Source organism: Staphylococcus sp. AtHG25 (assembly GCF_003217445.1).
Taxonomy (GTDB): domain Bacteria; phylum Bacillota; class Bacilli; order Staphylococcales; family Staphylococcaceae; genus Staphylococcus; species Staphylococcus haemolyticus.
Map to the genome: position 1 here is coordinate 315,965 of NZ_QJSN01000001.1, position 19,858 is coordinate 335,822.

The 19,858-nt window shown below is 31.4% G+C and carries 15 protein-coding genes and 4 pseudogenes; 9 read left to right on the forward strand and 10 right to left on the reverse strand.

Annotation, left to right across the window (positions count from 1 at the left end; genetic code table 11):
* Window positions 1-173: 173 nt before the first annotated feature.
* Window positions 174-467 (reverse strand): TfoX/Sxy family protein, encoded by a 294-nt coding sequence (locus tag BDW31_RS01490; protein WP_049395040.1) that lies wholly within the window; start codon window positions 465-467, stop codon window positions 174-176.
* A gap of 130 nt (window positions 468-597) precedes the next feature.
* On the opposite strand from BDW31_RS01490, the pseudogene BDW31_RS01495 reads away from it, so the two are divergent.
* Window positions 598-1,242: pseudogene (locus tag BDW31_RS01495) on the forward strand (FMN-dependent NADH-azoreductase).
* Window positions 1,243-1,334: 92 nt separating this feature from the next.
* Here BDW31_RS01495 and BDW31_RS01500 read toward each other — a convergent pair.
* Window positions 1,335-2,726, reverse strand: coding sequence for a trypsin-like peptidase domain-containing protein (locus BDW31_RS01500; protein WP_049395046.1), 1,392 nt, complete (start codon window positions 2,724-2,726; stop codon window positions 1,335-1,337).
* Between the two features lie 609 nt (window positions 2,727-3,335).
* Complete coding sequence (locus BDW31_RS01505) at window positions 3,336-4,319, reverse strand: metal ABC transporter solute-binding protein, Zn/Mn family (protein ID WP_110708999.1); 984 nt, start codon at window positions 4,317-4,319, stop codon at window positions 3,336-3,338.
* 266 nt (window positions 4,320-4,585) lie between these two features.
* On the opposite strand from BDW31_RS01505, the gene BDW31_RS01510 reads away from it, so the two are divergent.
* The gene (locus BDW31_RS01510) at window positions 4,586-5,464 is read left to right on the forward strand and encodes a CobW family GTP-binding protein (protein WP_053024340.1); all 879 of its coding nucleotides are present in this window, start codon (window positions 4,586-4,588) and stop codon (window positions 5,462-5,464) included.
* Window positions 5,465-5,538: 74 nt separating this feature from the next.
* On the opposite strand, the gene BDW31_RS01515 is transcribed toward BDW31_RS01510, so the two are convergent.
* The 4 genes and pseudogenes from BDW31_RS01515 to BDW31_RS01525 form a co-directional block, all read right to left on the reverse strand.
* Window positions 5,539-6,063, reverse strand: coding sequence for a DUF3267 domain-containing protein (locus tag BDW31_RS01515; RefSeq protein WP_011274452.1), 525 nt, complete (start codon window positions 6,061-6,063; stop codon window positions 5,539-5,541).
* A 342-nt stretch (window positions 6,064-6,405) separates the two neighbouring features.
* Entirely contained in the window at window positions 6,406-7,293 is an 888-nt protein-coding gene (locus tag BDW31_RS01520; RefSeq protein ID WP_053024339.1) for a mechanosensitive ion channel family protein, read from the reverse strand.
* Between the two features lie 190 nt (window positions 7,294-7,483).
* The gene (locus tag BDW31_RS12415) at window positions 7,484-7,651 is read right to left on the reverse strand and encodes a hypothetical protein (RefSeq protein ID WP_154392125.1); all 168 of its coding nucleotides are present in this window, start codon (window positions 7,649-7,651) and stop codon (window positions 7,484-7,486) included.
* Window positions 7,648-8,268: pseudogene (locus BDW31_RS01525) on the reverse strand (tandem-type lipoprotein); the annotation flags it as partial. The pseudogene BDW31_RS01525 and the gene BDW31_RS12415, both read right to left, overlap by 4 nt.
* A gap of 265 nt (window positions 8,269-8,533) precedes the next feature.
* Between BDW31_RS01525 and BDW31_RS01530 the strand changes: the two are divergent.
* From BDW31_RS01530 to putP, 6 genes and pseudogenes are all read left to right on the forward strand, one after another.
* The gene (locus tag BDW31_RS01530; RefSeq protein ID WP_037570129.1) at window positions 8,534-8,848 is read left to right on the forward strand and encodes an ArsR/SmtB family transcription factor; all 315 of its coding nucleotides are present in this window, start codon (window positions 8,534-8,536) and stop codon (window positions 8,846-8,848) included.
* Window positions 8,848-10,140 carry an arsenite efflux transporter membrane subunit ArsB gene (arsB, locus tag BDW31_RS01535; RefSeq protein WP_161976069.1) on the forward strand — a complete coding sequence of 431 codons (1,293 nt, stop codon included), beginning with the start codon at window positions 8,848-8,850 and terminating at the stop codon, window positions 10,138-10,140. Before BDW31_RS01530 ends, arsB begins: the two co-directional genes overlap by 1 nt.
* Before the next feature lie 17 nt (window positions 10,141-10,157).
* Window positions 10,158-10,550: an arsenate reductase (thioredoxin) gene (arsC, locus tag BDW31_RS01540; protein WP_044466499.1), complete on the forward strand. Its 393-nt coding sequence runs from the start codon at window positions 10,158-10,160 to the stop codon at window positions 10,548-10,550.
* Window positions 10,551-10,586: 36 nt separating this feature from the next.
* On the forward strand, window positions 10,587-11,750 hold the full coding sequence (gene chrA, locus BDW31_RS01545; protein ID WP_053024338.1) for a chromate efflux transporter: 1,164 nt from the start codon (window positions 10,587-10,589) through the stop codon (window positions 11,748-11,750).
* Between the two features lie 116 nt (window positions 11,751-11,866).
* Window positions 11,867-12,262: pseudogene (locus BDW31_RS01550) on the forward strand (transposase); the annotation flags it as partial.
* A gap of 758 nt (window positions 12,263-13,020) precedes the next feature.
* Window positions 13,021-14,559 (forward strand): sodium/proline symporter PutP, encoded by a 1,539-nt coding sequence (gene putP / locus BDW31_RS01555; RefSeq protein ID WP_053025663.1) that lies wholly within the window; start codon window positions 13,021-13,023, stop codon window positions 14,557-14,559.
* Between the two features lie 748 nt (window positions 14,560-15,307).
* Here the strand turns inward: putP and BDW31_RS01560 are convergent.
* Genes BDW31_RS01560 through BDW31_RS01570 form a run of 3 tightly spaced genes read right to left on the reverse strand, consistent with a single transcriptional unit; the run spans window position 15,308 to window position 19,381 of the window.
* Window positions 15,308-15,853 carry a DUF1541 domain-containing protein gene (locus BDW31_RS01560; RefSeq protein WP_053031304.1) on the reverse strand — a complete coding sequence of 182 codons (546 nt, stop codon included), beginning with the start codon at window positions 15,851-15,853 and terminating at the stop codon, window positions 15,308-15,310.
* 19 nt (window positions 15,854-15,872) lie between these two features.
* Window positions 15,873-17,303 carry a multicopper oxidase family protein gene (locus BDW31_RS01565; protein ID WP_053031306.1) on the reverse strand — a complete coding sequence of 477 codons (1,431 nt, stop codon included), beginning with the start codon at window positions 17,301-17,303 and terminating at the stop codon, window positions 15,873-15,875.
* A gap of 17 nt (window positions 17,304-17,320) precedes the next feature.
* Complete coding sequence (locus tag BDW31_RS01570) at window positions 17,321-19,381, reverse strand: heavy metal translocating P-type ATPase (RefSeq protein ID WP_180535343.1); 2,061 nt, start codon at window positions 19,379-19,381, stop codon at window positions 17,321-17,323.
* 349 nt (window positions 19,382-19,730) lie between these two features.
* Here BDW31_RS01570 and BDW31_RS01575 point away from each other — a divergent pair.
* Window positions 19,731-19,858 (forward strand): annotated as a pseudogene (locus BDW31_RS01575) (IS6 family transposase); the annotation flags it as partial.

The window sequence follows — 19,858 nt, forward strand, 5'->3', positions numbered from 1 at the left end:
CCTTAGTTGGTTAAAGATGTCTAATGCTACGTCTGTTTAGTTAGTATCTTTATTTGTGGTCCAGGGGTAAGACTAACCTGTTAGTGACCGTAGTCTTCCTTCTCTATAACGTTCACGTTGTTTAATACCGACTGAAACGACAACTATGATAGTTTTTCGCTATTAGCAAATGATCAACGTAAATCATTCTTTATGTCTGAAAATAAAGTCTCGATGTCTTCAATATCACTGATATTAGGTATGAATATCATCTCTTTCGCATTCGGATACGGCGATACTAATTCATATCCTTCTAGCTTTTCAAGGGAAGAATTTGAGGCTTTAACTAACAATCTATTATCATACAAACCACCTATCATTTTGCCATCATAATATACGAGATACTCCCCCATCATACTTCTCGTTTTAATTTTGCTTGAATTAATTTTACTTAAGAATATTTCGTGAAAACTTTTGTCTGTTGCCATTCGACATCTCCCCTTTATTCTATGGATACCCCGTTATCAAATATATTCAGCCATTTTATATTGAAGTCATAGTTATTTTGATATTAAAAATATATAATAACGCTACTACACTTAAAGGAGTTGCTATATCATGAAGACGCTAATTATTAATGCCCACCCAGATTTTAATAATGAATCAACGTATACTGCCAAAGTAAAAAATTTATTTCTAGATAAATATAAAACTACATTTCCAAACGGGGAAATTGAAGAAATGAATTTATATGATATTGATGTACCTCGTATCGAAGGTGATCAATTATTAAATGTCTGAAATAAGCAAAGTTTAGGCGAGTCCTTATCAGATAATAAAACAAAAATCGCTTATATGTCGGCATTCTTATTAAATCAATTTAAAGCTAACCATCTCATTGTCATTCTAATACCACTTCACAATTTCAATATCACATCGAGATTAAAAGACTACATCGACAACATTATGATTGCTAGAGAAACATTTAAATATACTGAGGATGGTTTTGTTGGCTTAATGACAGATGATTATAAAGCACTATTATTACAAGCGAGTAGTGGTGTCTATACAAATGACGACCGTTATACGCCACTTGAATTCTCATATTACTATTTAAAAGAAATGTTTAAAGAAATCATGGGATTTGATGAGTTTTACAACGCTCGTGCCCAAGGTACGTCAGTCTTACCTGAAGACGAAATCTTAGATGCAGCAAACAAGGATTTAAACAACGTATTCGATGCGTTTTACACACAAAAATAGTTTCAATTACACAAAAAGTGAGCAAGACAATGACATTATCATAGTTATGTCATCCCGCTCACTTTTTTAAATTTATTAAATTAAATAAATCACTACACAATATTATCAATAATTTCTTTACGTAATTTACCTCTGATTTCAGCCATCGTATTTAAATTATATTTTTTATAATCACCTGAGTTTAATCGGAAAGCATGGACACCAATCACTTCATTTTTACTATTTAAGACTGCCCCACCAGAAGAACCTGGTTCTGCCATCATTTGATAATAACCAATCGGGTTCACATTACGTGCAGGCATCGTATATTTCCCTTTTGAATGATACATTGTGCCGGCAGGATCATTTTTATATTTACCAGTCGGCTTACCATAGTGGTACATGTGAATAGGTGTGTTTGCCTTCATAGCTTTAATCGAACTTTCTGATGCAATCTTTCTTATCTTCATATACTTTGAAATATCTTCATACGTATACACTAGAGAAACATCACCATATTGCAGCATTTGAACACCAAAGACTTCAAGGGTACGCACAATTTTAGATCCCTCTTGTAATATGTTGATACGCATATTTTGTGGTTGTGACGGTGTTAAAGGCTTATGCGCGTTTTGATCATTAACAACATGATTCGCAGTTAGAATCGTATGCTTTCCAATTGCTGTACCAGTACCATATGTTAATTGTTTTGCTTTTGGATTCCAATTATAAACTGTTGCGATATTGGCATCTTTCCCCTTAGCATGTTCAATGGTTACACCTTTGTTTCCTGATTTCTTCATAATTTTTAAAGCGTCATCAATACCTGATTCTTTCGTCGTTTGACCGAAATCACGTACATTATCTCCACCAGGCACATTAGATGGCCAACGCTTAGGTGCTTTATTGTAATAGTTCTTTTTCGTCGTTGATGATGCTTTTGTAGACGCTTTAACTGTTGTTTGCGCACTTGGTTTCGCAGTTTTAGTCTTAGTTATAACTGCCATTTTCGTAGTTGGTTTACGTGTTGATGTTTTTGGCGGTGTTGATTTGCTTTTTACTTTAGTAGTTTGTGCTAATAACTGTGGCTTCGCAGATTGTGCGCGCGTTACTTTTGATACTTTTTGTGGTTTTTTATTTGTTGAGACAACTTTTTTGTTAACCTTAGTTGGTTGCTTCTGTCTTTGCTTTTGTTTTGAAAAGTTTTGCGATGAAGGTTGTACTTTAGATTGTACTTTAGTACTTTTTGGTGTCACATGTGTTGAAGTAACATGTGCTCGTTTAGAAGGTGCCATTGTCTTTTGTAACGAAGCTTGATTGCGATTTGTTACCTTAGACGGCGTTTGTACCTTAGGCTGCGTTGCTATAACTTTATCTTTAGATACATTTATTGAGTTATTTTGTTGTCTAATGACCTGTTGTTGAGATGTTTGTTGTACACCTAAATGATCACTTTTAGTAGAAGCATGCGCTTCATTAAATTGAAAAAGATAAGATAAACACATCGTTATTAGAAAGACTACTAATATAAGTGAATATCTCTTTAATGTTACCCCTTTGTTCACTATACTCATCCTACTTTCATCATGTTTCAAATTAATAAATTTTAGCTTTGATTTATTATATACCTTAATTAATGTACCCCGCAATATTCATTTTTATAGTTTTTTAATTTTTAATAAATATTAAAATTATATAATATAAAAATGCCATCACTTTGATTTATAACAATTTATTCACACGTTCATAAATATACAAAAGACAGCTAGTAGAATTTAATCTGCTAGCTGCCTATTTTAATAAATATTTATGATTATTTAGACTTACTATTTTTTTGTTTTCTCTTTTGCAGATAAACGCCAAATACAATTGCCATTCCGACTATTATAAAGAATAGCGTATAAAACATAACATGAACCAACGTACCTAAAGACATTTCTATTGAACTCCTCTAATGCTACATTTCATTATCACCGTAACATTAATCCCTGCATAATTCTGTCTTCCTTCTATAGTGAGGTAAGACTTACCTCTTCTTCTAATAAATAAAGACCTCATGACTATCATCACGAGGCCTTGATATGAAGCATTAGTATTTTTTATCTTATATCGTATTATTCATTCTTAAGGGCTTTTTCAATCGCTTTAACGTTCTCTTTCATAAATGATTGGTACGTATTTTTGTCGTCATCTTGTTGTTTTGTATGTGAGCCCATATTGTAGAATTTAATTGTTTTTGCGTCAGTCTCTCTTCTAACTGTGTCGGCAACTTTGTTAGATACATTTTCTTCAGCTAAGATATATTTCATTTTATCTTCTTTAATTTGTTTAACAATATTTGTTAAATCTTTTTGGCTAGGTTCTTCAGCATTCATATTTTCAATACCTTCTTGTTTGAAGTTATATCTATCAGCTAAATAACCAATAGAGTCATGTGAAATATAAACTGTTTTACCTTCATTACCTTTAACTGCTTCTTTCATATCTTTATCGATGCCTTTTAAGTCTTTAACTAATTTATTATAGTTATCTTCATAGTAATCTTTATGTTTACTATCTTTCTTAACTAATTCATCTTTAATTTCTTTAGCAAATTTTTGACTAATCACAGGATCTAACCAGATATGAGGATCATACTTGCCATGATGATGGTGCTCATGCTCTTCGCCGTGTTCATGTTCTTCACCATGTTCATGCTCATGTTCGTCTTCTTCACCTTTTAATAAGTCACTATTTTTATCTAATGTTGATTCTAAAGATAATGTTTTATCTTTATCATTAATTGCTTTTGCAATTTTCTTAGCTACGGGATCTAAATTATCACCTGTGTATACGAATAAATCTGATTTGCCAATATCAACCATTTGTTTCTGACTTGGGTCATATGTATGTGGGTCTACTCCGTTTGGATAAACTGATTCAACATCAACATATTTACCACCGATTTGTTGCGCAAATGATTTAAGTGGGTAAACTGTCGTCTTAACTTCTAACTTACCTTTATGATCAGATGATTTATCACTATCACCTTTGCCACATGCTGCAAGTGATAATGTTAAAACAGCTACAAATAATAAAATAATACTTCTCTTAAACATGTACACATCTCCTAAATCAAAATAATTACGTTTTATTATTTACATTAATTCGTCTAATTGTCAATGATAATTTTTAAAATTATTAATGTTAGACATCGGTAATGCATTTAATCTCTCTTAATTTATTCATTTTTTGAAAATGTGTATCGATTTAGGTATACTTTTTAAATAGTAATAGTTACGATTTGTTTGTTGATTTATTTCCCTACTTCAATAACACTGTAAAATCGTAACGTTGGTATCTCATTCAAAGTTAGGAGTTTATTATGGAAATCATTATTGTTGGAGGTTTCTTAGGCAGCGGTAAGACAACGACATTGAACCACCTGATTACAGACGCCTTGGATCATAACTTAAAAACCGCATTAATTATAAATGAATTCGGAAAAATGAGTGTCGATAGTCAACTCATTCATCCAACTATTCCTATCAGTGAGATTGTAGAAGGCTGCATTTGCTGTGCTATGAAATCAAACGTTTCACAACAATTGCATGAAATATATTTAGAACATCAACCAGATCTTGTGTTTATAGAATGTAGTGGTATCGCTGAACCATTGGCCGTTGTTGACGCCTGTATAACACCTGTACTAGCTCCAATTACCACTATTAGAAGTATGCTTGGCATCATTGATGCAAAGTTGTACGAGAAGATAGAAACATACCCTAGAGATATTCAAGCGTTATTCTATGAACAGTTAAGTCATTGTTCTACGCTATTTGTAAATAAAATTGATATTGCTGATTTTAATCAAGTCGCTCGCTTATTAAGACATCTAGAGGTCATTAATGGAGACGCAAACATACAAGTAGGACAATGGGGAGAATTAGCGTTAAACACATTGTTAAACGTGAAACATTTAGATGCTAAACAAAGAGGTACACTCCATCACGCCATCAATCATCAGTTGATAGATACGCCTCGCTCACAAACAAAAGCAGATTTCATTGAAAGGTTAACCCAACTCCCACAACAAGTATACCGTGTGAAAGGATTTGTGCGTTTTACAGATAGTAAATTGATACATTTAGTTCAATACGCTGAAGGAGAAATCGAATTAACACCGATTCAATTCAAATCAGATGTTCCTTTGTATTTGGTAGCTATTGGAAAGCACTTAGATGATATCGAGTTAGACTTATAACACTAAAAAAAATCCAACACGATATCGTGTTGGATTGTCATATAAGCTTTTACTAAACAAAAGTAAAGTAAGCGCTAGTGAATGATAATGCCTTTATCCGTCGTTTCAATTGTGGCATTCTTCGGTGCTTTAATCATTTTCCAAACCCAGTAGAAATCGCCAGCGCAACATCCTGCATGAAATGTGGCAAAGAAGAAAAAGAGCCCCCGTGGAAACCACCCTAAAAATAACGTCACTATAAATAGCATTGTGATAATGACAAACGGTGCAATACTACTAATTAAAAACGTAAACGGTGTAAACGTCCCACCTGGTATCGCACAATAAATCATACCGCTAGCTGCCCCAAAGTAGACTTTATTCTTAGGTGAAAATAGTTTGAAAAATATCCCGTGAATACACTCATGAACAACAAACATAAGTACAATAAGAATAATCACGAATAATGCGTTAACTAACAAAGAATCAAAAAATTTAGGTGTATCCGAAAACTTCATAATAAAATAAAAAATGATACCGAAAACGACAAAGCTAATATATGAATATATAGCTAGTTTATTCGCTAATTTTTTATCTTCTAACAAGTTAATTTCTTCCAAACATAACGCCCCTTTTGAAAGTTTTGTTACTACAATCGTAATATGATTTCGTGAAGTTCACAATGCATCGTTGTTTCATTTTTGATTTATTTTACTTTTATTTTTATATTTATTAGCTGTGTAAAGTTGAATTTTGCTATTCGCCAATTGTTTAGGTATTTTCATATAATTTTAACTTTGCAACAGAACCAAATTTCATACATGATGACTTTATAACAACTTTACTCAACAATGTTTTTCAAATCACTATCACTCATGACTTATCATAATAAAAATAAAGCATCCTTCACTTTGCGATGAGGGATGCTTTATGAATTTTCACATAAAAAATGAATCTGCAGACTATTCTTTTTTATTCAATTCTTTATCAAGTTTTACAAGTGTTGGTTTAGGAATATGAATGCCTTCTTCACTAAAGTATTGTATGACCTCTTTACGAAGCAAACGTTGTCCTGGAAAATGCATTCCGGGCTTAACATGTGTTAAAAGTTTAATCACCATTTCATTGCCATCAACACTATCTAAACCAAGTAATTCTGGTGCGGATACAAATATGTCATATTTATTCTTTAATGTAGGTAAAAATCTTAATAATTTCTCTTCTATTACTTTATAATTCTCATTTGGAGAAATCGGTATCATCACAATAGGTGAAACATCTGTAGCAGAATAATTGACTATTTCACTAATCATACCATTAGGTAATGTATAAATTTCTCCAGTATCTGATTGTATACGTGTTGATCTTAAACCAATCGTTTTAACTGTACCTTCAGCAATTGTTACCCCAGATGCATTAATTTGAACATAATCACTCACATCAAACTGTCCTTCAAATATAATAAAGAAACCAGTAATAATGTCTTTTACAATTGTTTGTGCTCCGAAACCAACGGCAACACCAACAACTCCAGCTCCTGCTAAAATTGCTGATACACTAATACCGAAACGTGAAAGTATTGACGTAAGGACAATAAACCATACGACATAACTTATTAAATTTTGAATCAATGTGGATAGTGTTTCACTTCTCTTAATTTTATGACGGTTCTTTTTCTTTTCATTAACGTTGAAAAATTTAGTAACTAACTTTCTTGATATCGCAATTACAATCATACCCATCAAGATATAAGCAAGTATAATTAAAAGATTAACCAAAAGATTTTGATAGAACTCTATTTTCATCATTGGCTCAAATAGTTTATATAATGTGTCCTTAAACTGACTCATAATAACAACATGACCTCCTATTGTTAAAACAATCATTATTTTCAATCTACAAATCTTTATAGATAATGAGCAGTAAGTCATTTCTAAATATAACACTTATAAATAAACAAAGCACCCTTCACTTTGTGATGAAGGATGCTTTATGAATTTCCATATAAAAAATTATCTTAAGACTACTGATTATTTTCAGTCACTTCCAGGTGTAATCATAAAACCATCCATCGAATAACCTTTGCCATTTTTTCAAACTTTTATTATTCGCATTTTCTATTTCATAACTGATTTTGGATATTGAGCTGGTTTCTTCAGAATTACCTTTTATATTATCAGGTTTTATTTGATAATCTGTTTGACTCATGATTCATCATCCTCGCTAGGAGTGAATTGTACTGCATCTGTAAAAAATATATCCTCTTCTTTATTTTCTACAAAAGTAAATTCTAAATTTTTAGAACCTACGGATGATCCTTTTAAGTCGCCATCTCCTTTTAACATTAACTTAGGGGCTTGATTGGTTGGAATATCATATCTTTTTCTTAATTGTTTCACGTTATAGTCATTATTATTCAATTGATATTTCGCAGAATAACTAGGAATATTAGGATTGTATGAAATATCCCCGTTTTTATAATCATTAATATCTTTAAAGTTGGCATATTGTACAAAAAATTTGAAGTTTTCTATTTCTTTTTTTAGTTTGTCATTAGGTATCGGCTTCGTTGGAATAATTTGATTGTGTTCCATTTTTACAGGATATCTCTTTTCATCATCTTTTAGTCTACCTTTACTGTCATCTGTTGTTTTCCTCACATAATAATAACCTTTAGTTGTTCTAGTATTGCGATTAATATATAGAAACATACCTCTAGATTCCATGTACTTACCTTTTGTTTCAATTGTCATGATAGATCCAACTATCCATGTCCCTTTATCCTTTTTATCAAACTCTTCATCACGATAACCCTCTTTATCATAAATTGGTGTACATTATATAAATCAACTTCTTAAACATCTACATATTACCCAACAATGAACATATAATACATTTAAGATGGAATTCAAATTTTATTTAACTTTCATAAATAATAAATAAAACCCGCCTCACTTACGATACGTTTCTGCTTATCGGTACGTGATGCGTTTTTTTCTCATTCCCCAATCCCATAGATCCACAAGAACACACAACATAGACAATTACCTATATAGATGTTAATCTATTTAACGTCTAGGAGGTTTATTTATGTCTTATAAAGAACTATCAACAATATTAAAAATTTTATCAGATCCAAGTAGGTTAGAAATATTAGATTTACTTTCTTGTGGTGAGCTATGCGCTTGTGACTTATTAGAACACTTTCAATTCTCACAACCTACACTAAGCCATCATATGAAGTCATTAGTAGATAACGAATTAGTTATAGTACAAAAAGACGGCAACAAACACATGTATCAACTTAATCATTCTATTTTAGACGACGTCAATAAAAATTTAACTATCATTAATACTTCTGATCAACACTGTATATGTAAAAATGTGAAATCAGGTGAATGTTAATGATGACAACTTTAGCAATTGTAATTTTTCTTTTAACTTTACTCTTTGTGATATGGCAACCGAAAGGTTTAGATATTGGTATTACAGCTTTAATTGGAGCTGTTATTGCTATTATAACAGGGGTCGTAAGTTTTTCTGATGTATTAGAAGTAACAGGTATTGTTTGGAATGCAACTTTAACATTTGTAGCTGTTATTCTTATTTCATTAATATTAGATGAAATTGGTTTTTTTGAATGGTCTGCGATACATATGGTCAAGGCCTCAAAAGGTAATGGCTTAAAAATGTTTATTTTTATCATGCTACTTGGGGCAATTGTAGCAGCATTTTTCGCAAATGATGGTGCAGCTTTAATCTTAACGCCCATTGTATTAGCGATGGTAAGGAATCTAGGATTTAATAAAAAAATGATTTTCCCCTTTATTATCGCCAGTGGTTTTATTGCAGATACTACATCACTGCCTTTAATTGTAAGTAATTTAGTTAATATTGTTTCTGCAGATTACTTTGATATTGGGTTTGTTGAGTATTTTAGTCGAATGATTATTCCTAATATATTCTCTCTGATTGCTAGTATTCTCGTCTTATGGTTATATTTCAGAAAATCTATACCTAAAAGGTTCGATACAGAAAATCTTTCAGATCCTAAAAGTGCAATTAAAGATCCTAAATTATTTAAGATTTCATGGATAGTATTATCCGTACTACTCATAGGATATCTTGTTAGTGAGTTTATTCAAATACCTGTGTCAATCATTGCTGGTATTATTGCTATTATCTTTGTACTGTTAGCTCGTAAATCAAAAGCAGTTCATACAAAGCAAGTGATTAAAGGTGCGCCATGGAATATCGTTCTATTTTCTATTGGTATGTACCTAGTTGTATTTGGTTTAAAAAACGTAGGAATCACAACAATTTTAGCTGATGTATTATCCAATATTTCAAGCCATGGACTATTCAGCAGTATTATGGGCATGGGCTTTATTTCAGCTTTTTTATCATCAATTATGAATAACATGCCTACTGTTTTAATAGACGCAATAGCGATTAGTCAATCTAGTGCTACAGGTATATTAAAAGAAGGTATGATTTATGCGAATGTCATAGGTTCTGATTTAGGACCTAAAATTACGCCAATTGGTTCTTTAGCAACATTATTGTGGCTACATGTCTTAACACAAAAAGGTGTGAAGATTTCATGGGGAACATACTTTAAAACTGGAATTATCATTACTATTCCAGTCCTATTTGTAACACTTTTAGGTTTATACCTTACACTAATTATATTTTAAGAAAAGAGGCTTTAATTATGGATAAGAAAACAATTTATTTTATATGCACAGGAAACTCTTGTCGTAGCCAAATGGCTGAAGGTTGGGGAAAGAAAATATTGGGTGAAGATTGGAATGTCTATTCTGCCGGTATTGAAACACATGGTGTTAATCCTAAAGCAATAGAAGCTATGAAAGAAGTAGATATTGATATATCAAACCATACGTCAGACTTGATTGATAATGATATTTTAAAACAATCAGATTTGGTCGTAACGTTATGTAGTGATGCAGACGATAATTGTCCTATTTTACCACCAAACGTTAAAAAAGAGCATTGGGGTTTTGATGATCCAGCAGGTAAAGAGTGGTCAGAATTTCAACGCGTTAGAGATGAAATTGGCAAAAAAATTAAAGAATTTGATAGTTAAGTAAAAAATTAATCAACGAAATACAAGGAGCTTTTTATGTATAAATATATAAATATATTTTTAGTTGCATTAAAACTTGGATTACTATCATTTGGAGGACCAACTGCCCACTTAGGTTATTTTTATGATGAATATGTTAAGAAAAGAAAATGGCTTGATGAAAAAGAATACTCAGATTTAGTAGCGCTATGCCAGTTTTTACCTGGACCTGCAAGCAGCCAAGTTGGTATTGGTATAGGTACTATTAGAGGAGGAATTATGGGAGGAATTATTTCTTTTATTGGTTTTACACTTCCTTCTGTGATTATACTTATGGTTTTTTCAGCATTATTTATTAACAATGACTCTAGTTTAACTTGGATCCAAGGTTTAAAACTAGTAGCTGTTGCCATTGTTGCCCAAGCCATAATAGGTATGGGTAAAAAATTAACAAATACTAAAAGTACCATTACATTGGCATTATTTGTTCTTATATTATCTCTAACAATCGATAATCTTTACATTCAAGTAATCGCATTATCTATTACTGGTATATATGGTCTTATCTTTTTAAAAGAAACCTCTACAGATATAAATAATTTAAGAGTGAAGACATTTAAATTACCTAAAATGTTAGGGTTTATTTCAATTTCATTATTTTTTTTACTATTAATTGTATTACCTATAGTTAGTTCTATGACGAATAATTTATGGCTCAGAATGTTCGATAGTTTTTATAGATCTGGTTCTTTAGTGTTTGGAGGTGGTCATGTTGTATTACCTTTATTAGAAAATGAATTTGTACCACAAGGTTTGATATCACCTGATAGTTTCATAACGGGTTATGCTGCTGCTCAAGCTGTACCTGGACCATTATTTACGTTCTCTTCATATATTGGCATGTCTATAGAAGGTATTGGAGGAGGAGTTTTGGCTACTATCGCTATATTCCTACCAGCATTTCTATTATTATTTGGAGTGTTACCATTTTGGGATGATATTAAATCTAACACTTATGCTGAAGGTTTTTTAAAAGGTATAAGCGCGGGTGTAGTCGGTATTCTTATCGCTGCATTTTATAATCCGATTTGGGCTTCAACTATTAAATCAGAATTAGATTTTGTTCTAGCTAGCTCATTATTCGTATTCCTGGTTTATTATAAATTACCTTCCTGGTCTATTGTGCTAATAGGCATTATAATAGGTATAATGTTTTACTAATCTTTCTCGTTCATAATCAAAGAATATATTTTATAAGTATAGTTATTAAAGTAACCATTATAAATTAAAATAATTGATTTCGTGTAATTATAGTACTTTATATCAATGTAAAAGATAGTAAAAAAGGCTCTATAATAAATTACTTATTGGGTGTAGATGTAGAATTATTTAATACATATCACTACGTTCATGAGCTAAGAAGATTATTAAAAGAAAATCAAATAGAGAAATTTAATCATAAACTCTTTTCTATTCATCTTTCAGATGTGTGTCCTAAATTACGCCCAGTCATTAGAACTTTCAGACGCTTAGCAGCTTTCATTGAAAATACTATGACATATTCTAACCTGACCAATGGTCCGTTAGAAGGAATTAATAATAAAATCAAACTCATTAAAAGGGTATCTTTTGGTTATAGAAATTATGATAATTTGCGTAATCGAATTATTATAACTTCGCGACTATTTGCCTCAACAACAAAAAAAGAGATTAAACAGCCTAAGGTTGCTTAATCTCAATATTTGGACTCATCAGTCCGATTTGACGTAGAGCCTAATAATCTAGACGAAGTGCTCCTCAGCACTTCGTCTTTGTTTTTGCCTCAAACACTCTACTTTCAAATTTAATATCTATGTATTGTCCTTTCGTCATTCAATAACACCCATCTAACGAACCTTTTCAACATACTAACAAGTCACAACTCAATGTGAATCTTATATTGTATGACGAAAGAACATCCCAAAATAAATATGAACGAGATAGCAATGGGATTGGATAACTTCAAGTGACAGAAGGATTACGCAAGCGTAATCCCGAAATCCCATTATTATTTATAAATAATATAAACAGAAAAGTAAATCGTACTGACATTTACAAATCCAAATCATATATGAATATATAGCTATATTTCCTGAGAAATGAGCGGGATAACAGGATTTCCTTGTTACACCAACATTTATCACGGGTTTTTGATTGGAATTTTATCATATTGTCAACGGGATCCGTAATAAATGACAAATCAAATATATCGATTTATATGTTACTCAAATATAATAAGTTTATTTTTATTATTATGATATACAAAATTAATGAATATTATATACTAGCAATTAATATTAAAACTATTTTTACCGCTATAAATACACAGAAATTATAGTTAAAAAGGTTTAATAAATATAAAAAAGATAAAATTACCCTTTAAATGTTTTTTATTTTTTGTATAATTATTGTATGTAACTAAAATAATTACATAATAAAGGGGTTATTAATTATGTTTATTCTTGCTACATCATTGTCAAGTCAAGTAAATCCTGATTGGCGAACTTATGTTATGCTTGCAGCTTATTTCTTTATTTTACTTATTATTGGGTACTATGGTTATAAACAAGCAACTGGGGATTTGAGTGAATATATGCTTGGAGGGAGAAATATAGGGCCTTACGTCACAGCATTATCAGCCGGCGCTTCTGATATGAGTGGTTGGATGATTATGGGATTACCTGGAGAAGTTTATACTACAGGTTTATCAGCAGCATGGTTAGCTATTGGATTAACTATCGGAGCTTATGTTAACTACATACTTGTAGCACCAAGACTTCGTGTATACACTGAAAAAGCGAATGATTCAATCACATTACCTAACTATTTTACACATCGTCTTAATGATAATTCTAATATTATTAAAATTATCTCTGGCGGTATTATTGTCGTATTCTTTACACTATATACTCACTCAGGTATGGTTTCAGGTGGTAAATTATTTAATACTGCTTTTGGTCTAGATTATCATACTGGTCTTATTCTAGTTTCGGTGATTGTTATTGCTTATACATTCTTTGGAGGCTATTTAGCTGTATCATTAACAGACTTCTTTCAAGGTGTAGTTATGCTAATTGCTATGATTATGGTGCCAATTGTCGCAATGATGCAATTAGGTGGCGTTGATGTATTTTCTCAAGCAGCAGATTTAAAACCAACTAATCTAGATTTATTTAAAGGTACTACTATTGTAGGCATTATTTCTTTCTTTGCTTGGGGGTTAGGTTACTTTGGTCAACCTCATATTATAGTGCGATTCATGTCAATCAAATCCGTTAGTCAATTAAAAACTGCCAGAAGATTTGGTATTAGTTGGATGGCTATTAGTTTAATTGGTGCTGTATGCGTAGGATTGATAGGTATTGCTTTTGTTCAAGATAGAGGAGTTAAATTAAATGATCCAGAAACACTTTTTATTTTAATGGGCCAAATTTTATTCCATCCATTGGTTGGTGGTTTCCTTCTTGCAGCAATTTTAGCAGCTATTATGAGCACAATCTCCTCACAACTACTTGTTACTTCTAGTTCACTTACTGAGGATTTCTATAAATTAATTAGAGGCGAAGAAGCTGCAAAAAAACATAAAAAAGAGTTTTTATTAGTAGGTCGATTATCTGTTCTTATTATATCAATTATATCTATTATAATCGCATGGACTCCGAATGATACTATACTTAATCTTGTTGGTAATGCATGGGCTGGATTTGGTGCTGCATTTGGTCCACTGGTATTACTATCTCTCTATTGGAAGGGATTAAGTCGTACAGGAGCTATTTCTGGTATGATATCAGGATCAGTTGTCGTCATTATTTGGATTGTTTTTGTGAAACCATTGGGAGAATATAATGACTTCTTTAATTTATATGAAATTATTCCTGGATTTTTAACAAGTTTGATTGTGACTTATATCGTAAGTCTTATAACCAAAAAACCGAGCAGAGATGTTGAAAATGAATTAGAAGAAGTTAAAAAACTTGTAAAAGAAAAATAACACTTTAACACTTAAAGAGGTAGAACAAGAAATCTTAGTTCTATCTCTTATTTTTTTATTTACAAATTTCATTTTATTGAAGTATATAGTCTTTATCAATTTCAATAACACTTATCTAATAAAACAGTCATTGTCTTAATTATTTCACAACTACATGATGCTTATATTGAAATTGCTAAAGAACATCCCACAATGGTTTTTTAACGGGAAATGAATGGGATTTGCAGATTCGATGAAGCAGAAAGATTGTGCAAGCACAATCCCAAAATCCCGTTATTTTTTATAAATAAATAATATATAGAGAGAAGCAGAGACACCACCTTATCATCAATACTTATAAATAATGAGTTGATTGTTCGTCAAAATGAGTGGGATTCCGGGATTTCCTTGTTATACCAACGTTTATCATGGGTTTTTGATTGGAATTTTATCATATTGTCAACTTATCGAGTAACTCATCGCTTTATTATTCATTCAGTATGATACGTTCAAAATCCCTTTACAAAGGGGCTAAAAACCCGCCTCACTTACGATACGCTTCTGCGTATCAGTTTATGATGCGGTTTTTAATTATATAATTTCAATTAATAAGGTAATGAACAATTTTTTGATAAATGTTATTCTTCTAAAATTCTTTTTAATTTACACACTAAAAAAATATTCTCCTTAACAATAATAAGTTATTTAAATTATTGATTAAGAAGAATATTTTTTATATTTATTTATTTCTCAATTTAGAACTAGATTTTTAGCGTGCTTCCAGTTCATTTCCTGTCATCCATTTATGATTTTTTACCATTTTATCGTTTTCAGTCGATTTATAATCAACTACATAAACAGTTGTCTTGTTTACATCATCTATTTTTGCTTCTGCACCTTTCATTCCAGGCATATGGTCAGCTTCTAATTTCACTGTATCACCTTTCTTAAATCCATTTTCTGGAGCATCGGCAACCTCTTCATTAACAACCCATTTATGATTACTTACCTTTTCATCCCCGTTGGTAGGTGTATAGCTTACGACATAAGCATATGTTTCATAAGCGCCTTTAACAGTAGCTTTTGCGTTTTTCATACCTGGCATGTGTCCTGCTGTGATAGTAACTTTGTCACCTTTTTTAAATTTACTATCATCTGTACTTGTCATATCGTCTGGAACTTTACTTTCACTTTTGTGTTCCATATGTTCTTCTTGTTTTTGATCTTTAGTATTTTTATCTTCTTCCTTTCCATCTGAACAAGCTGACAATACTAATCCTGATGCTAATATAATAAACCCTAATTTTTTATACATATTTAAAATTCCTTATTTATTATTTTGTTACTTTTACTTGTCCCATCATACCGCTATCTTCATGTTCAAGGATATGACAATGAAACATGAATATTCCGGTGTTTTTAAAAACAACTTCGATTTTGGCTTTTTGACCAGGTTCCAAAGATATAACGTCTTTTTTACCTTTCATATCTTTTGGAGGTGCCTTCCCATCTACTGAAACAACTTTAAATTGAGTACCGTGAATATGGAATGGGTGCTTCATTCCCCCCATTTTGTCTTTAACGTTTTCAATTTCCCAAATTTCCTTTTTATCTTTCTTTTGCGTTAAATCTATTCTATTAGGATCAAATTTTTTGCCATTAATAGTGACCTTATCATCCATACCTTCTAGTTTTATTCTCTTATCTATTTTGGTAGTTATTTCCTTATTATCACTTTTTTCTTTGTTATTTATTGGTAAAATCACAGTATTATCATTATCGACAAGGTTGACTTTACCATTTTTTAATTTAGATAAATCGACAATTATCTCCTTTCTTTCAGAGGGAGCTAAATTTATCTCTTTTAACTGCTGAGGTTTGTCTAAAAATCCCCCATCTGAAGCAATGTATTCAAAACTTTTATTATTACTTAATTTAAGATTTAAATCTCGAGCGTTAGAACCATTTAAAAGTCTTAAACGAACTTTTCCTTCTTTTGTTGTTAATTTAGGATTTACTTTCCCATTAACAATTACTGTATCACCTTGAGTACCATCTATATCTTTTGTTTCTGAATAATCTAATTTTTTTGATATAAACGTTTTATCCTGAATGATTATAGGTAAATCATTTTTTCCATACTCATTAGGATAATTATGATTTTTACCGTCCTCTATATATAATAGACCAGATAGTCCATTGTAAACTTGTTTAGCAGTATTTGGAGAAGGATGAGGATGATACCATAATGTAGCAGCTTCTTGTTTGACTTCAAATTTAATTATTTTTTCTTCACCTGGTTTTATAACTTGAGAAGGACCGCCATCTACTTTTCCATCAATTTCAAGACCGTGCCAATGAAATGTCGTATTTTCGTCTAAATTATTAACTAACTTAATTTTTACTTTTTCACCTTTTTTAAGTTTCAGAGTTGGTCCGAGCAGATTTCCATTATATCCTAAAGTTTCAGAAAAATTATCTTTATAAAATTCTGTCTTTCCCTCCTGTGCATTTAATGTATAATTCTCATATCCATTTTTATCTTTTTCAGATTTTAAAATTTCCGGAAAAATTATTTCATTTATTCCTTTTGAGGAATTTAATTTTTTTCTTTCATCGTGTCCTTCCATATCCATTTCATCATTTTGTTTTTGTTTATCTTCTTCCATATTCATATTGTGCATACTTTCTGCCAATACATTATGAGGTCTTATAAGTAATATTGAAAACAAAATAATAAAAATCGTAAATATATTTTTACTCATAGATTTGTATTCCCCTTTTATTTTAATTTTAATGTAAAAGCATTAATTGCTACGATGACTGTACTTAAAGACATCAGTATTGCACCTATAGCTGGTGATAATATTAAACCAATAAAAGCTAATAGACCGGCGGCAAGAGGGACTGCTACAATGTTATATCCAGCACCCCACCATAAGTTTTGCACCATTTTTCTCATAGTATTATTTGAAAGGGTCAAGAAATGAATAATATCTGATGGATTACTTTTAACAAGTATGATATCACCTGAATCCACTGCAACATCTGTGCCTGCACCAATTGCTATACCAATATCGGCTCTTATAAGACTCGGCGCATCGTTGATACCGTCTCCAACCATCATGACTTTTTTACCGTCACTTTGATAATCTTTTATAATGCTTTCCTTATCTTCTGGCATGAGTTGTGCGTGGACATCACTAATACCTAATTCTTTTGCGACAGCGTGTGCCACTTCGTTATTGTCACCTGTAAGCATGACTGGTGTAATATTTCTTGACAGTAAATCAGCTACCATTTGTTTTGAGCTTTCTTTAATTTGATCTCCTTGAGCAATCATACCAATGACTTGTTGATCCTCAATTAAATAGCTGATTGAATTACCTTGTTGAGCTAATTTAGTAAACAAGTCATTGTCATAATTAAGTTTATGTTTATCAAGATAAGAGACATTTGTTATTTTATATGTTTTATCATCAATTAGACCTTCTAATCCGACACCTGGAATATTATTAACGTTTTGTGGATTAGTAAATGAAACATTTTTACTTTTCGCAAAATCAACAATACTTATAGCTAATGGGTGATTAGATTGACTTTCTAATGAGGCAAAAAGGCTTAATATAGTATCATTGCTTAATCCTTCTTTAAAACTTTCATAATGATTCACAGAAAAGTTACCCTCAGTTAAAGTACCAGTTTTATCCATCATTACATAATCGATATGTTGAGCTATTTCTACAGACTCTCTATTTTTAATAATTAAACCATTATGTGCACCAATTGAAGTAGAACGTGCAGTGACTAAAGGTATTGCCAATCCTAAAGCATGTGGACAAGCAATGACTAACACAGTTACAAGACGTTCGAGTGCAAAATCAACATCATTTTGAATGAGCATCCAGACAATAAAAGAAATCACGCCAACAATTACAGCAAAGTAGAATAAATAACCCGCTACTTTATCAGATAACAATTCAGCACTAGATTTATCATTTTGTGCTTGATTAACAAGTCCCATAACTTGAGAAAGATATCCATCTTCTCCCACAGCTGTAACCTTGACTTGTATTGTTCCAGACCCGTTAATAGAACCCCCGATGACGTTGTCATTTTGATTTTTTTGTACTTTTTTAGATTCTCCAGTGACTAGGGATTCATCTATAGATGTTTGTCCTTGAACGATAACACCATCTGTTGGAATGCTTTCTCCGGCTTTTACTTCGACGATATCATCAGTCATGATGTCTGATATTTTAACTTCTTCGCGTTGGCCATTATCCATAACTTTAATAGCACTATTAGGTAACAGTTCTGCCATTTTCTTTAAAGCATCTCCAGCATTTCCGACAGCATTCATTTCTATCCAATGTCCTAATAGCATAATTAAAATTAAGGTTGCTAATTCCCAGAAAAAGTCCATTGTATGACCAGTTGCACTACTAAAGTTATTAATATAAAAAGCATACAAGCTATAAATATAAGCTACTGAAATACCTAGGGCAACTAAGGTCATCATACCTGGTTTTTTTGTAGCAATTTCATCTTTACCACCAGACAAGAACGGTTTACCACCATAAAAGAATAAAATTGTACTTAATATTAACACTACCCATTCAGAACCTGGAAATGTGAATTGAAAAGGTAAGTTAACACCCATCAGTGGCGATAAAAGAATGATAGGTATTGCAAAAATTAATGAAACAAAAAACTTAACTTTAAAATTTCCATGATGATGTGCATGGCCACTATGATGATGTGAGGCATGGTTATCATGATGCATTTGATTGGAATGATTCATGTGATTTTGATGATTATGCTCTTCACCATTATTATTCAAATTAACCCCTCCTGATGAAAATGTTATAGTAAAGTTACTTATACTATAACACATACCCCCCCGCGGTATAAATAGATTTGATTTATCTCCATTTATGGATTTATTTATATCATTCCGAAAATGATGTCTACACGTCCTACAATAGACCTTGTCATCGATGTTTAAAACAAGATTTTAATTAAACGATTTCATCTGAACTATCGCATGACAATACATTCTGACCAATGTTAGCATTAGCAAATTTTCCTTAACTGAAACGAAAGAACGACAAATTCCATACTATTACATTGGAAGGTTCTGTTGCAAAGTTGAATTTATAGTATAATTTTAACAAAAAGGAGTCTTCTGTATGAACTATTTCAGATATAAACAATTTAACAAGGATGTTATCACTGTAGCCGTTGGCTACTATCTAAGATATGCATTGAGTTATCGTGATATATCTGAAATATTAAGGGAACGTGGTGTAAACGTTCA

Coding starts and splice junctions, on each gene's coding strand:
- BDW31_RS12415 (WP_154392125.1), bottom strand. CDS start 7,651: ATGAGTCAAACAGATTATCAAATAAAACCTGATAATATAAAAGGTAAT.
- arsC (WP_044466499.1), top strand. CDS start 10,158: ATGGATAAGAAAACAATTTATTTTATATGCACAGGAAACTCTTGTCGT.
- BDW31_RS01500 (WP_049395046.1), bottom strand. CDS start 2,726: ATGTGTTTATCTTATCTTTTTCAATTTAATGAAGCGCATGCTTCTACT.
- BDW31_RS01510 (WP_053024340.1), top strand. CDS start 4,586: ATGGAAATCATTATTGTTGGAGGTTTCTTAGGCAGCGGTAAGACAACG.
- putP (WP_053025663.1), top strand. CDS start 13,021: ATGTTTATTCTTGCTACATCATTGTCAAGTCAAGTAAATCCTGATTGG.
- BDW31_RS01490 (WP_049395040.1), bottom strand. CDS start 467: ATGGCAACAGACAAAAGTTTTCACGAAATATTCTTAAGTAAAATTAAT.
- BDW31_RS01520 (WP_053024339.1), bottom strand. CDS start 7,293: ATGAGTCAGTTTAAGGACACATTATATAAACTATTTGAGCCAATGATG.
- BDW31_RS01505 (WP_110708999.1), bottom strand. CDS start 4,319: ATGTTTAAGAGAAGTATTATTTTATTATTTGTAGCTGTTTTAACATTA.
- BDW31_RS01530 (WP_037570129.1), top strand. CDS start 8,534: ATGTCTTATAAAGAACTATCAACAATATTAAAAATTTTATCAGATCCA.
- chrA (WP_053024338.1), top strand. CDS start 10,587: ATGTATAAATATATAAATATATTTTTAGTTGCATTAAAACTTGGATTA.
- BDW31_RS01565 (WP_053031306.1), bottom strand. CDS start 17,303: ATGAGTAAAAATATATTTACGATTTTTATTATTTTGTTTTCAATATTA.
- arsB (WP_161976069.1), top strand. CDS start 8,848: ATGATGACAACTTTAGCAATTGTAATTTTTCTTTTAACTTTACTCTTT.
- BDW31_RS01560 (WP_053031304.1), bottom strand. CDS start 15,853: ATGTATAAAAAATTAGGGTTTATTATATTAGCATCAGGATTAGTATTG.